Source organism: Citrobacter sp. UYEF32 (assembly GCF_040546205.1).
Classification (GTDB): domain Bacteria; phylum Pseudomonadota; class Gammaproteobacteria; order Enterobacterales; family Enterobacteriaceae; genus Phytobacter; species Phytobacter diazotrophicus.
Genome location: NZ_JBEPNI010000005.1, coordinates 36940 through 56927 on the forward strand (window position 1 = coordinate 36940; position 19988 = coordinate 56927).

Below are 19988 nucleotides of genomic sequence, written 5' to 3' on the forward strand. Positions count from 1 at the left end.
TCACCTCTTGTGCATTTTTACACATGTATGGTGCTTTTATACCTGTATTCTTCCTGCAATAAACTCATTTATAGTTTTCTCACTTCATAAGTGAGGAAAAAATAATGTCGTTAGCAATGATTATCAGCCAGCCGGGTGGCCCTGAGGTTCTTAAAGCGGTGGAAAGAGAGTCAGTCAGTCCCGGTCCCGATGAAGTTCGTATCAGACACGAAATAATCGGCGTGAATTTCGTTGACATCTATTTTCGCTCAGGACTCTACCCCCAGCCATATCCCCAGGCGGTGCCTGGTTTTGAAGGGGCCGGCGTAGTCACAGCAACGGGCAGTAACGTCAGCGCCTTTGCTGCAGGTGACCGCGTTGCCTATACGGGAAATCCGATGGGCGCTTATGCTGAATCCCGCAATATACCTGCCAGCCGCCTCATCAGGATTCCGGATGGTGTGGACACACGTACAGCCGGTAGTACGATGCTTCGGGGCCTTACCGCACATATGTTGCTCAACAAAGTAAGGGAAGTCAGGGCTGGCGACTGGATACTGGTTCATTCTGCTGCCGGGGGGCTGGGGCAGATAGTGACTCGCTGGGCAACGATGAAGGGGGCCAGGGTTATTGGTACAACGGGCTCACCGGAAAAAGTGGCAACGGCCCGCCTTGCTGGCGCGAGTGAAGTTTTGCTCCATACAGACGCCGCATGGCCGGAGAAAGTCCGCGACATTACGGAAGGGTATGGCGTGCATCTGGCCATCGACGGTATCGGAGGAACAATGCTCTCCAGAACGCTCAGCGTGGTCCGCCCTTTTGGCACTGTCGCCAGTCTTGGCCAGCCTGCCGGCCCTATACCTCCTGTGCGGGTGGAAGAACTGGGATTTGCCCGATCTATAGCACTGATGCGACCCAGTTCACTCGCCTATGCAGATGATGCTGCGCTTTACAGAAAGGGAGCGGCCGACCTTATGTCAGCACTGTCGGCAGGACTTGAAAATCACATTGGCGCTGAATTTACCCTTACCGACGCAGCAGAAGCACACCGGGTTCTGGAGGCGGGTCATACAACAGGAAGTGTCATTCTCACGGTTCAGTATTGAGACTCTGACGTGAATGAAACGAGCGACGCAGGCATCTTTAAAGGAATGCCGTATCAGTGACGTGACGACCAGGCTGGATTTATGTCCCTTAAGGACAATCATTCAACCCTTGTCGTCCGTTTCAGGTACTGCTAAGGAGATATCCAAGAAATTAGATAAAGGGGATGAGCCTGCTAAATTACTAACGTTCATACAATATCCGCTTCTGGCACAAAGCGGCCCTCCGATCTCCGTTTTGCACGTTAGAACGAACCGATATACGCGGCGCGATGAGATTCGCTTCTGCCCATTGCTCAGTCGTAGAACCCTTATCGCGTCTGTTAAGGTTTGAAGAAATCCGTTTCTGGCCACCTTTATCAGTCCCGTGATGTAGGACAATTATGGCTAATATGCTTTGATTTCATGCGGTTGAAATCGAACCTTACGCGATGGGCAAGTCGCCCGACATGACAACACGGTGGCTTTCCTGGATCATGCTTATGATTTCGCTTCGCGGCCCCTCGCGCCAGCGGGAATCAGCATAAAATTGGGCAAGATCGGCCTCCATTTTTGCTAAATTTTCAAACTCGCGGACGAGATAATAGTTATCGTTGTCATGGAGTGAGTTACCAAATCTCAGGACGTTGATGCCGCAAGATGTATGGAGGGGGACGCTCTGGCACTTCATTATCGAGTCAAATGCATCACCGGTTCCGGGGTTTAATGTGTACTGAAGGACTTCAATAACGTTTGGCATAAGGTTCACATCCGCGATTTAACATTCTGTTATGGCTCAGAGAATACTACATATTACGCTCATGAAACCGTGGGTTTCTCTTCTTTGATGTACCGCACCATCGGCATTTCTATTTTCCGGCCCTGAACTGCGCGTCGGGATAAAAACGAAAAAAACGCTTTTTTTATCGAATAGATTCAGAGGGTGTGGCGTTTATCCATCATCAACACACTGATGGAATCACATTTATGACTGCAACAACGCCGCCGCCACTAAGACAGCGCTACGATAGCTTTACCCTGGCACTGCACTGGGTCACTGCAGCCAGTGTCATTTTCCTGTTTGCAAGCGCACATATCTGGGAGCAACTGGAGCGGGGACGCCCCTGAGAAAAGGCTTGCAGGCCGCGCTTTTTCATCACTATCTGTTACGGGACAGCATACTGCGTCGTATGCTGCCTGGCCGCGCTTTTTGTTAATCCGGAGCTCACTATGAACCTGTCTTCGTTATTACATTCCGCATTTATTCAACGTCTGGTGCCTGCGGTGTTTGTTTTGCTAAGTACGCCGGTTTTTGCCGCAGGTGACGATAATACCAACAGCAAAACGCCCGATTGCCCCACAGGGCAGGTGTATGACAGCGCAAGAAAACAATGCGTACCCGAGAAAACAAGCCAGATCAGCGATAAAGATAAAACGCGTTATGCGTACCATCTGGCAAAAAAAGGGGAGTATCAGGCGGCCCTGGATCTGCTCAACACGCTTAAAAACGGCGATACTGCAGAGGCCTGGAATTACCGGGGGTATGCCACGCGTAAGCTGGGGCGTACTGATGAAGGTATCGGCTATTATCAGCGCTCCATCGCCCTTGACCCGACCTATGCCAAAGTACGTGAATACCTGGGTGAAGCATGGTTGGTGAAAGGGCGTCCTGATCTGGCAAAAGCGCAATTGAAAACCATTGCCACACTTTGCGGCCAGCGTTGCGAGGAGTACAGGGATCTCCAGGCCGCTATCGACGGTCATCCTGAATCCTGAGTAATGGTACGAGGATAAAAAAATCACTACCAGTGACGTCCGTCAGCATCTTGCTGAACATCTGACACGCCTGTGGCGTTATGGGCTGGTTCTGTCGCGTAACCGCGAGGTTGCCGAAGAACTGGTTCAGTCTACCTGTGTCCGCGCGCTTGAAAAAAGCGCGCAGTTTACCCCCGGCACACGCATCGACAGTTGGTTATTCACTATCCTGCATTCCATCTGGATTTCAGAGGTGCGCGCCCGCCGGGTGCGCCTGGGGCAGGGGTTTGTCGAAAGCGATGAATTACTGGCACCGGAGACGAATGAACAGGATGAGGCTCGCCTGCACTATGGGAAAATTATGCAGTACGTGAGCGCCTTGCCGGAAGCACAGCGCAATGCGGTATTTCTGGTGTATGTCGAAGGTTTTACCTATCAGGAAGCGGCGGATACCTTGTCTGTCCCGATTGGCACTATCATGAGCCGGCTGGCTACGGCAAGAGCGAAAATCGCCCAGCTTATTCACACGCCGCACCCTGTACAGGAGAAGCGATATTGAAATCAATAAGATTTACAGCACCGTATAGCGATGAGGCGATAGTGGCCTGGCTGGATGGCGAAATGCAGGCAAGTGATGCAGAGCGCTTTGAGGTCGCGCTTGGTCAGGATGAACAACTGGCTGCACGAACCGAAATGTTAAGGCTTAACCAGACAGACATTGCCAGTGCCTTCGCGCCACTTCTGAATGAGGCTCCGCACTCTCGCCTGGAGGCGCAACTGGCCAATGTGCTCGCCCAACCTCCAGAAACTACTGTCAGAGCAACGGGCGTCAGCCGACGTGCGCTGATCGCCGCCTCGCTCAGTTTTCTGGTAATCGGCTCAGGGCTGGGCTATCTGGCACGCCCGGCAACGCGTGAGCAGGGGGAGAGCGAAAAAATTCGTGACCTTGAGGCACAGTATATGTCTTTGTACAGTGCGGAAACGTTGCTGGATGCGGACAGTTCTCCTTCAGCCTTGCAGCGTGGATTAACGCGTACTGCGCAAGACATAGGTTTGCAGGCGAATGAGCAACAACTTGTGTTGAGCGGGGCAGAGCTGAAAATGGTGCGAATGCTGCGCTATGACAGCACCTCGATTGCACAAATCGCCTGGATGCATGCCGATTACGGCCCGATGGCGCTGTGTATTTCACCGGATAGTAAGCCCGCCAGCCCGGAATTGAATCACGAGCAGCGCCATAAGATGAATCTCGTCTGGTGGCACTCCGGAAGATACCAGTTTGTGTTGATTGGCCGTAACCCTGCATCCCAGTTGAAGCAAAACGCACTGACGTTGCAGGCTGCGCTTTCATAGCAAAAGAGAGACGCCGGCATGCCAGTAAAGGGCTGCCGGGTATGCTTATACCGCCTGATGTGGGCGGGCCTGAATCTCAATATTGATTGTCACGTTGTCATCTACCAGCGTGGCGAAACTGTCCATATTGAATGCTGAGCGGGAAATCGTTGTTGAGGCGTGCAGGAAAAGGTTATCCGCCCCGGTGAGCCCGTTGTTCTTGCCTGGCATTGAGGCATCCAGAATGACCGGGCGCGAGATGTTTTTCACCGCCAGTGTGCCAAAAATTCGAAAATGACCCTGTCCCAGAGCCACCACGCGGCTGCTTATAAATGTGATGTTCGGATAACGCCCGGCGTCAAAGAAAAGGCTGCTTTTCATCTGCCAGGTTAACAGCCTGTTAGACGCCCTTAGCGTCGCCACCGGAATAGAAACATTGATATTATCGCCTTCTTCGTTTCCGCCATTGAGTGCGATATTCCCGCTCACATCTCCCAGGCTGGCCTCAGATGTATCCCCAAAGGCATGCCAGGAGAGGGTGATCGTCGTTTTCTGCGTGTTGATACTGTAGTTAGCCGGGCTGGCACATACTGAAAAGGAACTGATGAAAAATACGAGGGCGAAAAAAGGCACGATACGCGTCATGTTGATGATCCTTGATGTGTTTAACGTGTAAACGTGCGAGCCGTGTTTTTTATTCGATTTTTGCTTCACATTGAGTTGAGCAGCGTTAACGCGATCTGCTCCTCCTACAGGGCGGTGATAATGGGCAGAAAGGCCTTATATCGTCGCTTTAGCTAACGTATAACATACCTGGCGTATATTTTCGTATGCCAGGACATCAGAGCCCACGGCAAACATTTTCGGCGATCCTGGCAACGTCTCCCACAGGAAGTTTTTGATATGCATACAGATAAAAAATTTCGGTTATATCGTCCCCTCAAGGGTATTACGCATACGTTTGGCGACGAGTGGTTTGCATTGAAAGCAGAGGCCTTCGCACGTTTTTTCGGCACGCCGACATTTCTGATTGGGCAGACATTCGCGGTGATCGTGTGGATTGTTCTGAACGTGGCAGGCGTTGTGAAGTTTGATCCCTATCCCTTTATTTTGCTTAACCTGGCGTTCAGTATTCAGGCTGCTTATGCCGCCCCGTTGATCCTGCTGGCACAAACCCGCCAGGCGGAGCGCGATCAGGCGCATGCGCTGGCCGATGCTCAACACCGCGAAGATCTGGACGAGGCAATGACGAAGCGCCAGATACTTGCCGAGGAGCAGTCGGCGCAACTGCTGGAATTGCTCAAACAAAATACCCAATTGACCGAGTTGACCCGGGAAATGGCCGAGCGTATCGAAGCACTCGCCTTGCAGCTTGCACAGCGTGAGCTTCACAAACCGTAGCCGTGAGTAGCCCCGATAAGCGTAGCGCATCGGGGAGCCCCGGATGGCGGCGCGGGTGTCTTATCCGGGCAACGCCCCTGCGCAGCGTGCGATTCATTCGCAGAAAACTGTGACCATCACATGGGGCTATTATTTCCGCACCAGAAGCATCATGACTCTGCCTGCGCTATTTGTAACGCTGGCCGCGCTGGCGCTACGTTTCTCTTTCACTTTGCAATGAGACTGATATGAGCAACATCACCATTTATCACAATCCGGCCTGCGGCACGTCGCGTAACACGCTGGAGATGATCCGCAATAGCGGTACTGAACCGACCGTTATCCATTATCTTGAGACTCCACCGTCACGCGATGAACTTGTCAAACTCATTGCGGATATGGGGATCAGGGTACGGGAACTGCTGCGTAAAAATGTTGAGCCGTATGAAGAACTGGGGCTTGCGGAAGATAAATTCACTGACGAGCAGTTACTCGACTTTATGTTGCAGCATCCGATCCTGATTAATCGCCCCATTGTGGTGACGCCACTGGGGACGAAACTGTGCCGTCCTTCAGAAGTGGTGCTGGATATTCTCCCGGATGCGCAGAAAGGACCGTTTGCTAAAGAAGATGGCGAGAAGGTCATTGATGGGGCAGGTAAACGCCTGAAATAAATCTCAAAGGGGGGCGGATGTCCCCTTATGATGGCTTCGCCATTCCTTCCTGCCGCTCTTTCCGGTACGGCTCATCGCGTCAGTGTACTGGCACTATTACCGCGCAAACTATTTCTGGCATATTAATACTCTGCAACGAAATTACATCATATTAAGCTCGCTTAATGCATTGATAAAAAACAATAAAATTAATATCCACGCTATGTGTTAATAAGGAAATTCTTAAAAGGAATTATAAATTGTAAAATTTATACATTGCTTAAAAAGGGCTTGATATGCTGTTGCTCTCTGGGAGAGAACAAGACAGGAAAAAAATCATGCTTTTAAATGAAAAAGCTGCCCCTTATGAAAAAGAATATAGGGTTAAGCGGCATGGCAATAAGAGCATTAAAAATATATTTCTTAAAAGTGATCACCGTTTTACGAATTATATGGGTCTAAATTTTAGAAACGCAGATTTTGCTGGTGAAGATCTGTCATTTAGTGATCTGAGAAATGCCGATTTTTCATATGCATGTTTACGCGGAGCAAATCTTAGCTATTGTTCTTTGAAAGGGGCAATCTTTGATTATGCCAATTGTTATGGTGTGAACTTTACGGAAAGCGATCCTGAAAATGCGAGCTTTTACAAAACGGTTTCCGAGTCAGACGCGTTATCTGATTCCGTAGTAAAACCCAATCTGCTGGTTTCCATCTATATGCCCACGTGGAACAGAGAGGAATTAGCAAAGCGCGCTGTTGAATCGATCCTGAAACAGGAATACGAGAACTGGGAGTTGATCATTGTTGATGATTTCTCTCCCAATTTCCTTAACCTTCAAGGGTTTATTGAGGGTCTGGCGGACCCTCGCATAAAATATATCAGAAATGATTATAACTCCGGCGCTTGTGCTGTGAGAAATCAGGCGATTACGCTTGCGAATGGTTATTTTATCACTGGTATTGACGATGATGACGAGTGGTTGCCAAACCGTCTCACATCCTTTCTTAAGGAACAACACAAACTGAATCAGCATGCATTTTTATATGCCGATGATTATATTTGTGATGCATCAGGTTATCTCTCGCTGGAGAGTTTAAGGCTTTATCCAAAACCCGATTATAACCAGCAATTATTTAACAAAAAGAATATCGTCGGAAATCAGGTTTTCACCTTAACATCGCGTTTGCAAACTGTCCTTTTTGATACGCAGCTTGCCGCGGCGCAGGATTATGATGCGTTTTACCGACTGGCAGAGCAATATGGCGGACCGTTTAAACTGAATCTTGCCACGCAAATTCTTTATGTAAACCACGGTGAAGTAAGAATAACCGCTTCCAGGAAGAAATTTTCGGGCTATTTCTCTTTTTATAAAAAACATAGCGATAAGTTCGACAAGACAAGTAAGAAGTACCAACTTTTCACACTTTACTATATTCGCAAAAAACCGATGTCTTTTCGGGTTTTTAGAAGTTTACTGTGCTTACGCAACGTTAAGCGTTACATGATGCTGCAAACTGTGTTTAAGGATAAGAAATTCTAAAACGTTACGGGCAACCCGTTGCGTATGATCAGTCAGCATCTTCATCTCAAGCTTACTGGGGCTTAACAATCACGATCACCGCTTTCTGGATGAGCGCCTCAGCAGGGACGCTATTCTCAATATCTCATTCACGCCGGATGTCGCGACCCGCTATTGCGGGTCACGCTGTTGTCCGCCATTGAGCGTCGCCCGATCCTCAACCTGTAGAAAAACCTTTTAGCGCAGCGCAGGAAATGCAGCGGTACTAGCCGCCAGTGAGGCGTCATATGCGCCTGCGTAATGCGTTTACCGTGCATTGCGCAAAAATTCGCATCTCTGCTTTACATTTCATTCATGATATTGATAATCATTATCAAAATATTTCTTATTGTTGTTATTTGTTTCTTTTACGGAATGATCCCCAAAAAAGATGGGGAATAATGATTGAGGGTTGTTTGCATGCGATTTTCCCCTTTATACGGCGCGATGGCTTTGGTCTTTACGTCGCCGCTTTATGCGCAGGATGCGACAAGTAGTGATGATGAATTGATTGTTAGCGCGACACGTACGGAGGGGTCACGTAATGACTCCCCCCAGGTCATTAAGGTAATAAGCGAAAAAGAAATTGCCCAGCAACGGCAAATCACCTCGGACACCTCGCAGATCCTCAGCAATTTACTGCCGTCATTTTCGCCTCCGCGGCAGAAAATGTCCGGCAGTGGCGAAACGCTTCGCGGGCGTATGCCGCTGGTGATGATTGACGGTATTCCACAGTCAAACCCGCTGCGCCCGACCGGGCGAGAAATGCACACCATTGACTCGTCAATGATTGAGCGCATTGAGGTGATCAAAGGAGCGAACGCCAGCAACGGCGTCGGCGCCACGGGCGGGGTGATAAATATCATCACGAAACGCGCGCAGCCGGGCACCGTAAACCAACATTTCAGCGTGGAAACCACCACCCCGACGGCGGAATTTGACCGTGATACCCAGGCATATAAAACCAACTACAGCATCAATGGCAGCGAAGAGTATATCGACTATCTTTTCTCGCTGAGCTATGAAGACCAGGGCCTGTTTAAGGATGCGAATAATCACGCCATTGGCGTTGATAATACGCAGGGCGACCTGATGGATTCCCGCGCATGGGACATGCTGGCCAAGGTGGGGTACTGGCTGGATAACGATCAGCGCATACAGTTGAGCCTCAACCGTTACCGACTGAAAAACAAAGATAACTACGTCAGTGTGAGGGGCGACCGCGACGCTGGCGTGCTCACCACCTCGGTGAAGGGTAACCCGGAAGGCAGCGCCCCCCACAACGATGTCTGGACCGTGGGCACAACCTACGATAACCATAACCTTGCGGGCATGAAGCTGACGGCGCTCGCATATTATCAGCGCTATGAAGCGTTGTTTGGCGCAACCAACTCCTCTTCTTTCCAGGACCCTGCCATTGCGCCCATTGGCACCCTCTACGATCAGAGCCGGGCCTATACCGAAAAATACGGCAGTAAAATTGCGCTGACCAGGGACGATATCTGGGATGATCGCATCAAAGCGACGCTGGGTTTCGATACCCTGTTTGATAACTCGAAACAGGATTTGTGGTCTACCGGGCGCACCTATGTGCCGGAAATTAATTACACCGACCTGTCTCCTTTCCTGCAAATGGAGTTTTCGCCTGTTGAATCGGTGAAATTAAGCGGCGGTGTGCGTTATGAGTACGCGCGTCTGAACATCGACAGCTATCAGACGGTGTGGGCGAATGACCGTGTGAAAGTGGAGGGCGGAACACCGTCCTTTGATAAGACGCTCTATAACGCGGGTGTGGTGTGGACCCCCATTGAGCCGCTCAGCCTGTTTGCCAGCTACAGCGAAGGCTTTACCGTGCCGGATGTCGGGCGCGTACTGCGCGGCATCGATACGCCGGGGGTAAAACTCAATGACTACAGCGGCCTGCAACCCATCGTCACGAAAAACAGTGAAGTCGGGTTCCGGGTGCAGCAAGCCCCGTTTGACCTCGAAGCCAGTTATTACAAATCTACCTCGAAGCTGGGGAGTCGCGTGGAACTGGTCAATGATGCGTTTGTTGCCCGTCGCGAAAAAACAGAAATTGATGGCGTCGAAATTAGCGCGGGCTACAGCCCTAATGCGGACCACAAGCTGACGTTAGCCTGGTCGCACATGCGCGGTCGTTATGACAGCGATGACAACGGCAGCCTGGATGCGAAACTCGATGGCCTGAATATCTCCCCGGATCGTATCATCGCCAGTTGGTCGGCCAACTGGAATGCCGAATTGAGCACGTTCCTGCAGGCTAACTGGGCGTTAAGTAAAGCGTTCGACGACGCGGAAAAAGACTTTTCGGGCTATGCGCTGGTGGATGCTGCCGTGGGTTACAAACTGCCTTACGGTAAGCTGAATCTCGGTATCTCTAACCTGCTGAATAAGCAGTACGTTACCTACTATTCCCAGAGCGCTTCTGTTGATCCGGACCGCTATTTCGCCGGACGCGGGCGCACAGCCACGCTCGGCTACAGTATTGATTTTTGACTCAGACCGCCCCTTTCCGGGGCGGTATCAATGATGATGAAAAACACATTCTCATTTTCTCTGACGCGCCGCCGCGCGCTCCAGTCGCTGTTGCTGGGTGTTGTCTCACCGACGCTGTTTGCCCGTCAACCGACCGCACTGCGTGCCGTGTCACTTTTCCAGGGAGCGACTGACAGCATGGCTGCGTTGGGTGCCACACCCGCTGGCATTGTTGAGTCCTGGACGGAGAAACCGGTTTATCGTTATTTGCGCCCGCAGTTCTCCGGTGTACCACAGCTCGGGCTTGAGACGCAGCCTGCGCTGGAAAAAATCGTATTGCTCAACCCGGACATTATTTTTGCCTCCCGCTTCCGTCACCAGGATATCGCGCCGCTGTTGCAAAAAATTGCCCCTGTTGCGCTGCTTGATGATGTCTTTGAGTTCAAAAAAACACTGAGGGTCGTGGCAGAAAAGCTGGCGATGAAAAGCGCCGCGGCACAACTGCTTGAGCGCTGGGATGCGCGCGTTGCCACGCTGCGTAATCTTATCCGGACGCGATTTGATACGGCGAACGGCCCGCAGGTTTCGGTGATTGAGGTGCGCCCTGATCATATTCGTAGCTATGTTGCGCAAAGCTTTCCGGGCTCGGTGATGTCCGAACTGGGTTTTGCCTGGAGTGAACAGGCGATGCAGGCGCAAAGCGCTTCGTTACGTTTCTCCGGCATGGAGAATATTCCTTTGCTGGATGCCGATATCTTTTTCATTTTACTGCGCGCTAACAGTCCGGCGATCGCCCGGCAGTATCAAACACTCACGGCACATCCGCTCTGGCAGCAACTGCGGGCGGTGAAAACGGGACAATTATGGGTCGTGGACAGCGTGCCCTGGAGTTTGTCCGGCGGCATTCTGGGAGCGAATCAAATCCTCAACGATGTGGAATACGCACTACTCAGGGGGCGAGCATGAGAGGGCGATTTCTGCTCTGTGGCCTGCTGCTGGTGGTGATGGCAGTGGTCAGTATGATGACAGGCACCCGCTTTTATACCTTCGCGCAGTTAACAAATGCGCTGTTACATGCGGACCCGACCAGCGCGGTGGATACCATTATTCGCACCTCACGTTTGCCGCGTACCCTGCTGGCGATGGGGGTAGGGGCTTTTCTGGCGGTGGCGGGCGGCTTGATGCAGGCATTGACCCGTAATCCGTTAGCCGCACCGGGACTGTTTGGCGTTAATGCCGGTGCGGCGTTGATGATTGTGCTGGTGGGCAGTTTTTTCGCCATTAGCTCCCCCTGGGTCACATTGTGTCTGGCGTTTACCGGCGCGTGTGCCACCGGCACGCTGGTCTGGTTCACCAGCCGTATTAGCAAAGGCCAGCTCAACCCACTGCGCCTGGTGCTGGCAGGTGTTGCCATTACCGCGCTGTGTAACGCCTTTACTCAGGCGATACTCGTTATTGACCAGGAGACGCTCGATACCATGCTGTTCTGGCTGGCGGGCAGTCTTGCTGGAAATGATCTTGTGCATCTGTACCCGGTACTGCTCCCTGGCGTGCTGTTGGTGGTCGCTGCCTGTCTGTTCGCCGGGCAAATGAGCGTGCTGAACGCTGGCGAAGAGATCGCCCGTGGGCTCGGGCTCAACATCGCACTGGTACGATTGCTGGCCAGCGTTCTGGTGGTTGGGCTGGCGGGCTGCGCGGTAGCGCTGGCAGGCAATATCGGCTTTGTCGGGCTTATTGTGCCGCATATCGCCCGCCAGTTGTTTGGCAGCGATCTGCGCCAGTCGCTCCCGGCCAGTGCCGTGCTCGGTGCTTTGCTGCTACTGGTTGCAGACATTGCCGCCCGGGTTGTGATTTTGCCGCAGGAAGTCCCGGTTGGGGTGATGACGGCACTCATGGGCGCGCCGTTCTTTATTTTGCTGGCGCAGCGCAGGGGGAACCATGCCGAATAGCCAACTTTTCCGTGTGGGGCCCTTTTCACGCCAGTTCTCGCCGCGTTTGCTGCCATTATTACTGGCTTGTTTACTCATCACCATGCTCGTTACCCTTGTGGCGCTGAGTATCGGCGATGTAGCGATTTCGCTGCCGCAAACCTTTTGGCTCCTGTTCCAGCCTGACGCCCGTCCGCAGAGTTTTATTCTGCATGAGTTACGTTTACCGCGCGTGGCGCTGGCGCTACTGGCCGGCGGCGGCTTAGGGATGGCCGGGCTCATCATGCAAACGCTGGTACGTAACCCGCTGGCCTCGCCGGATACCCTGGGCGTAACGACCGGAGCAAGCGCCGGTGCGCTGATATGGCTCTCCTTTTTCAGCCTGCAATACGGCAGCGCAGGGATGCCCTGGGCGGCGATGGCAGGCGCGGCCTGCGCTGTTGGGCTGATTTTCCTGCTCTCCTGGCGTAAAGGGCTCACGCCGCTGCGCCTGATCCTGACCGGTGTCGGTGTCTCGGCTCTGGCAGGGGCGGTCGTCACGTTAGTTCTGGTCTTTAGCCCGCTTACCACCACCTTTTCCGCCTGGGTGTGGCTAAGCGGTAGCGTCTATGCCGCGACTTGGGAGAAGGTGCTAAGGCTGCTGACGATTTATCTCTGGGCACTTCCGGTGGTGGTTTTTTTGCTGCGCTACCTGAAAACGTTGCAATTGCATGATGAGCTGGCGACCGGACTCGGCGTGCGAGTACATCCCCTGCGGGTGCTGTTGTTGCTCGGCTGCGTAGTGCTCTCCGGCGGGGCGATTGCGCTGGTGGGGGCAATGGCTTTTGTCGGTCTGATAGCGCCGCACATTGCCAGGCGGGTGGTGCGTCAGGGCTTTTTTGGTCAGGCCTTTGTCACCGTTTGCTGTGGGGGCTGCATGGTGACCACCGCCGATCTGCTGGCCCGAACCCTGTTTCGGCCCGCTGATATTCCGGCCGGGGTTTTTGTGGCGCTGGCCGGTGCGCCGTTCTTTTTATGGCTGCTTATCCGGCAGCGAACGTAACCGATGAGGAAATCGTGTCTCTCACAACGCAAAAGCTGAGCATCAGCTACCACCAGCAACAGGTGATCGATTCGCTGGATTTAGCCCTGCCAGCGGCAAAAGTGTCGGTGCTGATTGGCAGCAACGGCTGCGGTAAAAGCACGCTGCTTAAAGCCATGGCGCGACTGCTGACGCCACAGTCAGGGACGGTCATTCTTGATGGCGCGGACATTCACACCAGCAATACGGCGCAGATTGCCCGCCAACTGGCCATCTTGCCGCAAACCCCCGTCGCACCGGAGGGAATCACCGTGCGTCAACTGGTCAGCCTCGGGCGTTTTCCTTACCAGAACTGGCTGCGACAGTGGTCAGCGGAAGATGAACAGCAGGTGGAGGAGGCGTTATGCCTGACGGGAACCACCGCTCTGCAACATCGCCCGGTGGATGCGTTATCCGGCGGGCAGCGTCAACGGGTGTGGATTGCCATGACGCTGGCACAGGCGACAAACACCGTGTTACTGGACGAGCCCACAACCTACCTTGACCTGGCGCATCAGATTGAGATTCTGGAACTGTTGCGCGGCCTCAATCAGCAGCAGGGCAAAACCATTGTGATGGTACTGCACGATCTGAACCTGGCCTGTCGTTATGCCGATCACCTGGTGGCCGTACATCAAGGCCGGGTGTATGCGCAAGGGGCGCCAAAGCAGATCATGACGGAAGCTCTGGTGAACAAGGTGTTTAATTTGCGCTGTCGGATTATTGACGATCCTTTCTTCCATACGCCGTTGTGCATTCCTTTTCCGGGAGACTCGCATGCTGACGAGTGAGGAACATACGTACCTGCAAACCGTGTTTCGCCTGCGCTCACTCGCACAGGCAGACTGGCGAAGCGTGCCGGGCGAGGTACTGCGGGATGCGCAAACCTGTCGGGAGGTACTTGCGCGCGTGATGCCGCTTATCGGTGCGCCGGACCTGGCGATTGCCGCATCGCTTTTCGCCAAAAGAGTGGCATTTCTCGCATCCGGGAGTGTGCTTTACGCGATGAGTGTGTTTGATAAAGGCCTGCCGTTATCACTCACGGCGTGTCGACTGGAATATTCGCACGATAACGGTTTGTGGACATCGTCGTTGCCAGCCGATATTACGGCGACGGGGTACGCCCCAGGTGCGCGTGATGCGTGGCGTGAAACCATTGTCAGTACCTTATTCAGAACGTTTTTCGCGCCGCTGTGGCAAAGCCTGTCACAGGTGAGCGGTTTGCCGGAGCACATTCTCTGGGAAAATACCGCAGTGCGGGTCTACTCCTTATATCAGGGACGGATGGAGGGGCTTAGCGCCGATCAGGAGAAGCGCCAACAGGCGGATTTTGCCTGGCTGCTGGAAGAGGCTGACCCGTCACTGTTTGGCCTGCCATGGAACCCGCTAAGACGTTTTCGTCGGCCCCTGCAAAAAGACGTGGCGGGAAACAGGGTGCGCTTTCGCCGCACCTGCTGTTTTTATTACAAAACGGTGCAACCTGTGGAGTATTGTCACAATTGCCCGCTGTGTAAGGCAACGTCGTTCTAGATTGCGTGCGCAGCGGTTATGGGCGGGAGCTTAGTGGTATCATACAGCGCGGGTCTGCCAGGGCGAAAAACTCAGGCAGGCAATGAGCCGCAGGGACCGGCAAGGACGCTACGGAGTTCGCTTAAAGGAACCGCTTTTGCAAAGTACCACCCCTGCGCGCAGCCTCCCGGTACGTTATCTTTCAGAAACTGATACTGTATGTCTGTCTCCACCCCTTCAAAGACCACTATTTTAGGTATGTTTTTAAACATCTCTATCAAACCAGGAAGAATATCTTTATTGGTGGATTCTGTTCCTATTGAATCCGTTATCGACTTATCAATCTTAATTTCGCCCACGTCAAGTAAGGAAAGCCAGTTCAGGTTTGAATAACCGGTTCCGAAATCGTCGAGGGCAAACATAATACCGGTCCCCTTAAAAAGGTCCATCGAGCGTTTAATATCTTCTGTACCGGAACTTTGCCTTTCTGTAATTTCAAGAATGATCGATTCGCCTGCAACGTTTTCATCTTTTAACGTGCTGAGTAATTTTTCACGAAACTCCTCCGAGCAGATGTCCGCGCAACTGACGTTGATGCTAAGGGTGATATCGCTGTTCAGCAGTATCGGCGCGCACTCTCTAATGGAATGCTCAACCACATACAGGCTAATCTTATTTATTAAGCCATTTTTTTCCGCGAGAGGAATAAATATATCCGGGCCGATACGTCCGATTTGAGGGTCCGTCCAGCGTAACAGTACCTCGACGCCGGTTATTTGGCGGTCTTTAAGCCTGTAGATGGGTTGATAGACAAAATGCAACTCGCGGTTTTCGATTGCGTGTTTCAGTCGGGAAAGTAAAGACTCTTTATGTGACACGTTATTAACGTACAGCGCGCCAATCAACAGACCGATGATAAGCGATGCACTAAACAGAGAAATCAGGATATACAAATTGTTTTTGAAAAATAAAGGGAGTGATGTCCCGGCAATAACGCAAATGTCATTCGTACTATTACAGGCATGCTCCGTAAAATACAACCAGGAGTGTGCTTTGTTATGTTCTACAGACTCCAGTAAGTGTGTGTTTTTTCCAATCATAAAAAAATGATTTTCATGTTTGAAATCACCTATGATGGCATCAAAATCCATCTTATTGGCTTCCTCCCAAAAACGCTGGAAGGCAAAAGGTGACACCGTTATGGCAAAATTACTGGTATAAAAGACGTCTGCCGTAATGTTTTCTTCAATCTGCGCATCAAAGACCCACGTATAGCTCCCCCGGTTGACCTTATTTCTGAACATGTTCAACGAAAGGGGCGCGTTCAGTTTTCCCCAGAGGGCCGAACAGACAATTTTCTCATCCTCAACATAGGCGATATCTTTAATAAGCGGGTAAGGCCAGAGCCGTTTACGCAGCGCCTGCTGGTATTGAGCACTGCATGGTTCATAGACCGCAAACTCTTGTCGCAGCCCATCAATCAGTTTAACTTGCGAAATAAGGCTATTGCTGCGTGCCAGAATGGATTCAGCATAATCTTCTAGTTTTTCATGGGCATAGATATAGTACACCCCCAGGCCTGCGCCATACAGGGCACCGAAGGTTAACACTATGGATAATGCGTAAATGCCGATCCTGTGGTGGAGAGTTCTCAGTATTTGCAGTGGCATTGTTGACAACATTCCCCTGTCTTTATGGTTATCCAACGTGCACGCTCGGTACAGTATTAACCCTATCCCAGTCATGCTCTCAGACCTGAGAGGTAAACCGCACTTATCGTGATTATCGGCCATATTGCCCGGGACTTTATCTGTTATCGCTGTTCATTCCTGCGACCGTCGTCAACACCAGTGGAATGGCGCCATGAATTGCAAAAAAGTACCCTTTCAAAGGTGAATGTTAAAAAGAGTGATTCCCGTAAAGATTCTCAAAGCAATACAATATTCGACACCCGTAAATATTTAAAAGAGAAATATCTTAACGCCGACGCTGAGATTGACCGTGAATGGCCTGAGCACCGGTCGGTTCAGCAAGGGGGGTGATCAGGTTTGGTTTAACTTTAATGATGCACTGATTTGTCTGCGCCAGCGCGAGTATTTGCGTGGCGGTTAGTTGCTTAACCGTCTGAATTAATTCAATGTCCATGTTTAAAAAGCTTTCGGCTTGTTTGGCATCTTCAGTTGCTACGCGTTGTGCCAGTAAAAGATATGACAAATTAAGATTGTGAATTTCTTTAAGGACAGAAACTTGTGTGGTCATTTATACGCCGGATTAAGAAACGGAAGAGAGAGGTGTTCACCAGGAAAACCCGCTGCTGTTATGATACATGCAAAATACAACTTTCGTGTGAAAATTTACATTATTTTCACAATACGGTTATATCTGGCCCGAAAATATTTCCAGAATGTCATCCTGAGAATGGGTTAATAATGAAAGTCATTCGCGTTGGCGTTACGGAAATTATGTTTCTATAACAGAGAAAGTATCGCGACTGGCAATGTGCCATTAGCCGTTTTTAACGGTATCTACACGGTCCTGGCCGTTGCCCGCCTCCCTGAGGCACGAGTCGCGCATCAGAAACTTACCATTTTCACCTGACATATATATTTCCACCTTATAGCGCCTCCATTCCCCTATTTCGCATATACGAAAACGAAGAGGTATGAACTCTTAATCTGACCAGGATCAAAAACCATTTCCCAGGATTAATATAAAAAGACAGTGTATTTCACCAGCAATGCCTCTAATTGCATTTTTCAGCTTAGCTTATGCGTAAGCAGTTAATATATTTATTACCAAAAAATCTTTTTAGTCACACTTCGTTTATTACTAGAGTTGGTTTCCGGACAATTTTGAAGGAAAACAACCATGACCTCAACCCAGCGCATTGCCCGTCACGATACTGATTTACTGGAAATTCATCCCGTTGCCGGAAATATTGGCGCGGAGATACGCAATATTTCGCTTTCGGCTGATCTTGATGATAACCATATTCAGCAAATTGAAAATGCACTCGTAAAGTATAAGGTTTTATTCTTCCGTAAACAGCATCATTTGACCGATGAAGCCCATCAGGCCTTCGGTGCGCGTCTGGGTAAGATCGTGGCGCATCCTACGGTGCCGTCGCCTGCGGGCACCAAATTGTTCGAGCTGGATGCCTCCAAAGGTGGTGGTCGGGCAGACTCCTGGCACACCGATGTCACCTTTGTGGATGCTTTCCCGAAAATATCCATTCTGCGCGGTGTCACCATCCCGGAATATGGTGGTGATACCGTCTGGGCGAATACCGCATTAGCCTATGAATTATTGCCGGAATCGTTAAAACAATTTGTCGGTACACTGCGCGCTATTCACAGTAATAATTACGACTACGGCGCAGAACGTATTGTCACCGAAGAACATCGCCTTAATCACCATAAAAATGTTTTTGTCTCTTCTGTATGGGAAGCGGAACATCCGGTAGTACATGTTCATCCGGTAACCGGCGAGCGCGCCTTATTACTTGGTCACTTTGTGAAAAAACTGGTCGGCTTTAACAGCCGTGAATCGGCACAGCTTTTTGAATTACTGCAAAACCGTATTACCCGCCTGGAAAATACCGTGCGCTGGCAGTGGCAGCAGGACGATGTGGTTATCTGGGATAACCGCAGCACTCAGCATTACGCCGTCAATGATTATGGCAACCAGCCACGTCTGGTCCGTCGCGTCACCATTGAAGGCGAACCGGCCGTCGCCATTGACGGCAGCCGTAGCCGCACCGTAACCCGTCCGCAGGATGCCGTAAACGATACCCCAGACAGGGAAGTGAACTATGCAGCGTCGTGATTTACTCAAGGCCATGGCGGCGTTCGGGGTCTACAGCATGATCCCGGCTATCGCGCGGGGGGCAAATGTGGCCCGCAAATATGATGGCGTGACGCTCAATGTCTCCACCTTCAGTACCGCCTGGCCGCAACTGATTCGCCAGTGGCTGCCGGAATTTGAAGCCCTGACCGGGGCAAAAGTGCAGCTCGATACGCCTGCTTTCCCGGTTTACAACCAGCGTGCCGACCTGGAACTGTCGACACGCGGATCGGCCTATGACGTGGTCAACGTCACCTTTATCTACACCAGCCGCTGGATCAACGCGGGTTGGCTGACCCCGCTGGATGAGTTTGTCGCCAATCCCAATCTCACGCCGGCTGACTGGGGGTTACAGGATTTTCTGCCTGCTACCCTGGCGGCGGAAACCGGACGCGATGGCAAATTGTACGGCATCCCTTATGTGGTGGAAGCCATGCTGACCGGGGCCTCACGCTATGACCTGATTCAACAGGCCGGGCTGGCATTCCCGAAAACCACCGATGATCTGGTGAAGGTTCTACAGGCGGTGAACAAGAAAGAGCGCGTCGCCGGGTATGTCACCGACAATCACTATGGCTGGACCTTTATTCCCTATCTGCAGGCCTTTGGCAGCAACGTGTTCCGCGCACCGCCGGATGACCTGTTCCCGACGCTGGATACCCCGGAAGCGGTGCAGGCGGCTGACTATTTTGCCCGCCTTATTCGCGAGTTTGGCCCGAACGGCGGCATCACCTATACCGCCGACCAGTCCTTGCAGGCGCTTAAACAGGGAAGGGTGAACCTTTCTGACGCCAGCCAGACCTACCTTGCACAACTGGGCAATACGGAAAGCTCGCGCACCCTGAACTCGGCTCATTTTGGCCCAATGGTCAATGGGCCAAAAGGGTGGTTCCCCGGCATGGCGACCCATGCGCTGGGTATCCCGGCAGGTTCGAAAAATAAAGAGGCGGCGTGGGCGTTTATCCAGTGGGCGCTTTCGAAACAGAACACGGCACGCACGCTGGCCGCCGGATACGGTTCACCGACCCGGCGCAGCGATATCGACTCGCCGGTGTTCCGTTCTAAGCAGGTGATCAACGGCGTCGATCTGGCGCAGCTTTCCATTGATGCCATCGACCAGGCGGGCAAGGGCGGTTACATGAAATACCGCACCGTGGAGTTTTATCCGCAGGTTGACCAGCAATTGAACAAAGCCATTGCGCTGATTGCCTCCGGACAGCTTTCGGCAAAAGAGGCGATGGCCCAGGCGCAGGCCGGGACGATTGCGGATTTAAAACGCGCCGGGGCGAAGATTTAGAGCCTGAATACAGGCTATTTTATTTGCCATTTTGGTCCTGGGCAGGGCTCACACAAAACGCATAGCGTTTTGAACGCCCGTTAGGGCGGCCCGGAGGGTGTGCGAAGCTAAT

Annotated in this window: 19 protein-coding genes and 3 pseudogenes; 18 read left to right on the forward strand and 4 right to left on the reverse strand. The window is 51.8% G+C overall.

Annotated features, from left to right (window positions below; translation table 11 throughout):
• Nucleotides 1–104 precede the first annotated feature (104 nt).
• A complete protein-coding gene (locus ABIB59_RS14700) occupies nucleotides 105–1085 on the forward strand; it encodes a quinone oxidoreductase family protein (protein WP_047370561.1) in 981 nt (326 codons plus the stop codon).
• Between the two features lie 421 nt (nucleotides 1086–1506).
• Here the strand turns inward: ABIB59_RS14700 and ABIB59_RS14705 are convergent, their stop codons facing one another.
• Nucleotides 1507–1821, reverse strand: a complete 315-nt coding sequence (locus ABIB59_RS14705) for an NIPSNAP family protein (RefSeq protein WP_079498169.1) — start codon at nucleotides 1819–1821, stop codon at nucleotides 1507–1509.
• A gap of 227 nt (nucleotides 1822–2048) precedes the next feature.
• Between ABIB59_RS14705 and ABIB59_RS14710 the strand changes: the two are divergent.
• From ABIB59_RS14710 to ABIB59_RS14725, 4 genes and pseudogenes are all read left to right on the forward strand, one after another.
• Nucleotides 2049–2206: pseudogene (locus ABIB59_RS14710) on the forward strand (cytochrome b); the annotation flags it as partial.
• Between the two features lie 85 nt (nucleotides 2207–2291).
• Complete coding sequence (locus ABIB59_RS14715) at nucleotides 2292–2837, forward strand: tetratricopeptide repeat protein (RefSeq protein ID WP_354035964.1); 546 nt, start codon at nucleotides 2292–2294, stop codon at nucleotides 2835–2837.
• A 22-nt stretch (nucleotides 2838–2859) separates the two neighbouring features.
• A complete protein-coding gene (locus tag ABIB59_RS14720) occupies nucleotides 2860–3375 on the forward strand; it encodes a sigma-70 family RNA polymerase sigma factor (protein ID WP_071195509.1) in 516 nt (171 codons plus the stop codon).
• Entirely contained in the window at nucleotides 3372–4169 is a 798-nt protein-coding gene (locus tag ABIB59_RS14725) for an anti-sigma factor family protein (protein ID WP_354035966.1), read from the forward strand. Before ABIB59_RS14720 ends, ABIB59_RS14725 begins: the two co-directional genes overlap by 4 nt.
• Before the next feature lie 45 nt (nucleotides 4170–4214).
• On the opposite strand, the gene ABIB59_RS14730 is transcribed toward ABIB59_RS14725, so the two are convergent.
• Nucleotides 4215–4793, reverse strand: coding sequence for a YceI family protein (locus ABIB59_RS14730; protein ID WP_354035968.1), 579 nt, complete (start codon nucleotides 4791–4793; stop codon nucleotides 4215–4217).
• Nucleotides 4794–5051: 258 nt separating this feature from the next.
• Between ABIB59_RS14730 and ABIB59_RS14735 the strand changes: the two genes are divergently transcribed.
• The 11 genes and pseudogenes from ABIB59_RS14735 (at nucleotide 5052) to ABIB59_RS14785 (ending at nucleotide 14757) form a co-directional block, all read left to right on the forward strand.
• Nucleotides 5052–5549, forward strand: a complete 498-nt coding sequence (locus ABIB59_RS14735) for a DUF1003 domain-containing protein (protein ID WP_039078826.1) — start codon at nucleotides 5052–5054, stop codon at nucleotides 5547–5549.
• Nucleotides 5550–5646: 97 nt separating this feature from the next.
• A pseudogene (locus ABIB59_RS14740) lies at nucleotides 5647–5769 on the forward strand (hypothetical protein); the annotation flags it as partial.
• Nucleotides 5770–5776: 7 nt separating this feature from the next.
• On the forward strand, nucleotides 5777–6202 hold the full coding sequence (gene arsC / locus ABIB59_RS14745; protein WP_039078827.1) for a glutaredoxin-dependent arsenate reductase: 426 nt from the start codon (nucleotides 5777–5779) through the stop codon (nucleotides 6200–6202).
• A gap of 431 nt (nucleotides 6203–6633) precedes the next feature.
• A pseudogene (locus tag ABIB59_RS14750) lies at nucleotides 6634–6798 on the forward strand (pentapeptide repeat-containing protein); the annotation flags it as partial.
• An 84-nt stretch (nucleotides 6799–6882) separates the two neighbouring features.
• Complete coding sequence (gene wcaA, locus ABIB59_RS14755) at nucleotides 6883–7725, forward strand: colanic acid biosynthesis glycosyltransferase WcaA (RefSeq protein WP_317085788.1); 843 nt, start codon at nucleotides 6883–6885, stop codon at nucleotides 7723–7725.
• A 465-nt stretch (nucleotides 7726–8190) separates the two neighbouring features.
• A complete protein-coding gene (locus ABIB59_RS14760; RefSeq protein WP_079498262.1) occupies nucleotides 8191–10260 on the forward strand; it encodes a TonB-dependent receptor in 2070 nt (689 codons plus the stop codon).
• A 33-nt stretch (nucleotides 10261–10293) separates the two neighbouring features.
• Entirely contained in the window at nucleotides 10294–11205 is a 912-nt protein-coding gene (locus ABIB59_RS14765) for an iron-siderophore ABC transporter substrate-binding protein (RefSeq protein WP_354036343.1), read from the forward strand.
• Nucleotides 11202–12188: a FecCD family ABC transporter permease gene (locus tag ABIB59_RS14770; RefSeq protein WP_335255126.1), complete on the forward strand. Its 987-nt coding sequence runs from the start codon at nucleotides 11202–11204 to the stop codon at nucleotides 12186–12188. Before ABIB59_RS14765 ends, ABIB59_RS14770 begins: the two co-directional genes overlap by 4 nt.
• Nucleotides 12178–13209 (forward strand): FecCD family ABC transporter permease, encoded by a 1032-nt coding sequence (locus tag ABIB59_RS14775; protein ID WP_354035970.1) that lies wholly within the window; start codon nucleotides 12178–12180, stop codon nucleotides 13207–13209. The genes ABIB59_RS14770 and ABIB59_RS14775 overlap by 11 nt, the downstream gene beginning before the upstream one ends.
• 14 nt (nucleotides 13210–13223) lie before the next feature.
• Nucleotides 13224–14018, forward strand: coding sequence for an ABC transporter ATP-binding protein (locus tag ABIB59_RS14780; protein ID WP_502910512.1), 795 nt, complete (start codon nucleotides 13224–13226; stop codon nucleotides 14016–14018).
• The gene (locus tag ABIB59_RS14785; RefSeq protein WP_354035972.1) at nucleotides 14005–14757 is read left to right on the forward strand and encodes an IucA/IucC family C-terminal-domain containing protein; all 753 of its coding nucleotides are present in this window, start codon (nucleotides 14005–14007) and stop codon (nucleotides 14755–14757) included. Before ABIB59_RS14780 ends, ABIB59_RS14785 begins: the two co-directional genes overlap by 14 nt.
• A 71-nt stretch (nucleotides 14758–14828) precedes the next feature.
• On the opposite strand, the gene ABIB59_RS14790 is transcribed toward ABIB59_RS14785, so the two are convergent.
• Complete coding sequence (locus ABIB59_RS14790) at nucleotides 14829–16406, reverse strand: EAL domain-containing protein (protein WP_169039274.1); 1578 nt, start codon at nucleotides 16404–16406, stop codon at nucleotides 14829–14831.
• A 307-nt stretch (nucleotides 16407–16713) separates the two neighbouring features.
• Nucleotides 16714–16995, reverse strand: coding sequence for a flagellar transcriptional regulator FlhD (locus ABIB59_RS14795; protein ID WP_052249241.1), 282 nt, complete (start codon nucleotides 16993–16995; stop codon nucleotides 16714–16716).
• A gap of 609 nt (nucleotides 16996–17604) precedes the next feature.
• Here ABIB59_RS14795 and ABIB59_RS14800 point away from each other — a divergent pair.
• On the forward strand, nucleotides 17605–18561 hold the full coding sequence (locus ABIB59_RS14800) for a TauD/TfdA dioxygenase family protein (protein ID WP_052249242.1): 957 nt from the start codon (nucleotides 17605–17607) through the stop codon (nucleotides 18559–18561).
• On the forward strand, nucleotides 18548–19876 hold the full coding sequence (locus ABIB59_RS14805) for an ABC transporter substrate-binding protein (RefSeq protein WP_354035975.1): 1329 nt from the start codon (nucleotides 18548–18550) through the stop codon (nucleotides 19874–19876). Before ABIB59_RS14800 ends, ABIB59_RS14805 begins: the two co-directional genes overlap by 14 nt.
• Nucleotides 19877–19988 lie beyond the last annotated feature (112 nt).

Coding starts and splice junctions, on each gene's coding strand:
- arsC (WP_039078827.1), top strand. CDS start 5,777: ATGAGCAACATCACCATTTATCACAATCCGGCCTGCGGCACGTCGCGT.
- ABIB59_RS14785 (WP_354035972.1), top strand. CDS start 14,005: ATGCTGACGAGTGAGGAACATACGTACCTGCAAACCGTGTTTCGCCTG.
- ABIB59_RS14760 (WP_079498262.1), top strand. CDS start 8,191: ATGGCTTTGGTCTTTACGTCGCCGCTTTATGCGCAGGATGCGACAAGT.
- ABIB59_RS14765 (WP_354036343.1), top strand. CDS start 10,294: ATGATGAAAAACACATTCTCATTTTCTCTGACGCGCCGCCGCGCGCTC.
- ABIB59_RS14715 (WP_354035964.1), top strand. CDS start 2,292: ATGAACCTGTCTTCGTTATTACATTCCGCATTTATTCAACGTCTGGTG.
- ABIB59_RS14730 (WP_354035968.1), bottom strand. CDS start 4,793: ATGACGCGTATCGTGCCTTTTTTCGCCCTCGTATTTTTCATCAGTTCC.
- ABIB59_RS14795 (WP_052249241.1), bottom strand. CDS start 16,995: ATGACCACACAAGTTTCTGTCCTTAAAGAAATTCACAATCTTAATTTG.
- ABIB59_RS14735 (WP_039078826.1), top strand. CDS start 5,052: ATGCATACAGATAAAAAATTTCGGTTATATCGTCCCCTCAAGGGTATT.
- ABIB59_RS14705 (WP_079498169.1), bottom strand. CDS start 1,821: ATGCCAAACGTTATTGAAGTCCTTCAGTACACATTAAACCCCGGAACC.
- ABIB59_RS14800 (WP_052249242.1), top strand. CDS start 17,605: ATGACCTCAACCCAGCGCATTGCCCGTCACGATACTGATTTACTGGAA.
- ABIB59_RS14790 (WP_169039274.1), bottom strand. CDS start 16,406: ATGCCACTGCAAATACTGAGAACTCTCCACCACAGGATCGGCATTTAC.
- ABIB59_RS14770 (WP_335255126.1), top strand. CDS start 11,202: ATGAGAGGGCGATTTCTGCTCTGTGGCCTGCTGCTGGTGGTGATGGCA.
- ABIB59_RS14700 (WP_047370561.1), top strand. CDS start 105: ATGTCGTTAGCAATGATTATCAGCCAGCCGGGTGGCCCTGAGGTTCTT.
- ABIB59_RS14805 (WP_354035975.1), top strand. CDS start 18,548: ATGCAGCGTCGTGATTTACTCAAGGCCATGGCGGCGTTCGGGGTCTAC.
- ABIB59_RS14775 (WP_354035970.1), top strand. CDS start 12,178: ATGCCGAATAGCCAACTTTTCCGTGTGGGGCCCTTTTCACGCCAGTTC.